The sequence below is a fragment of the Oleiphilus sp. HI0043 genome, from assembly GCF_001634935.1.
Genome location: NZ_LWEY01000391.1, coordinates 1 through 812 on the forward strand (window position 1 = coordinate 1; position 812 = coordinate 812).

An 812-nucleotide genomic window follows, 5' to 3' on the forward strand; every position below is an offset into this window, starting at 1 on the left:
GAATATACAAATCGACAATATCGACACCTACCTGCCAATACGCCTGACCCGGCTTACTCTTTAAAAATGTAATGTAGGCAGAGAGGTCCTCATCATTCAAATTACGATAGCTGTAATTTGCGCCCATCAACATAAATTCGGAAAACTGCTGACTTAGCATTGGTTCCATGCTCTGCCACTCCTGATTCATACGAGCTTCTAAAGCAGCTGCCTTATTTGGATTAATAACAGCAACCGCTTCCAAAACCGAAAAATACACGCCTTTCATTAGCTGAATAACAACCTTATCAGCATTCAGAGCTAAAGAAAGCTTCTCTAGCAATTGCGCTCTATCCTGCTTAACAGACTTGAAGCTTTGCTCCTGAAAATAGCGTTGCATCTTCTGCTGAGCTTCTGGTGTACTGGCCGCCCGTTCCTCTGTACTGATGCGTTGACCTAAGGGAGAAGCCAAGAACTTAATCGCATCAGACAAATCTTCAGCACGCTGATCCTGACTCAAATAAACCATTGCAATCTGTTCACCATCAACCTTTTTCGCTGCATGAGTCACGGCCGCACTGGTCTTTTCAAAACTGACGGAACTATTGACTGACAAACGTTTCATATCAAGCTGCTGCCCCATAGAATCAGGCAAAGAAGCAATCAACTCACTCAAGCCAGAGTCATGAAGAAACTGCTTCGCTTCCTCGATACTCAAACCTTTAGCCATCAGGGGTGCGGCGTGAGAAACAAATACAAGTAATAGGAAGGCTAAAGCCCTGTTTACCAATGCGTTCATGGAAAATTCCTTTGGAAAGCGCTGACCATTTGAA

At 44.0% G+C, this 812-nt stretch carries 1 protein-coding gene; it reads right to left on the reverse strand.

Going from position 1 to position 812, the window contains the following annotated elements; genetic code table 11:
• The coding region (locus A3729_RS05225; protein WP_082882014.1) for a DUF2059 domain-containing protein at nucleotides 1-778 on the reverse strand (778 nt) is incomplete at its 3' end.
• Nucleotides 779-812 lie beyond the last annotated feature (34 nt).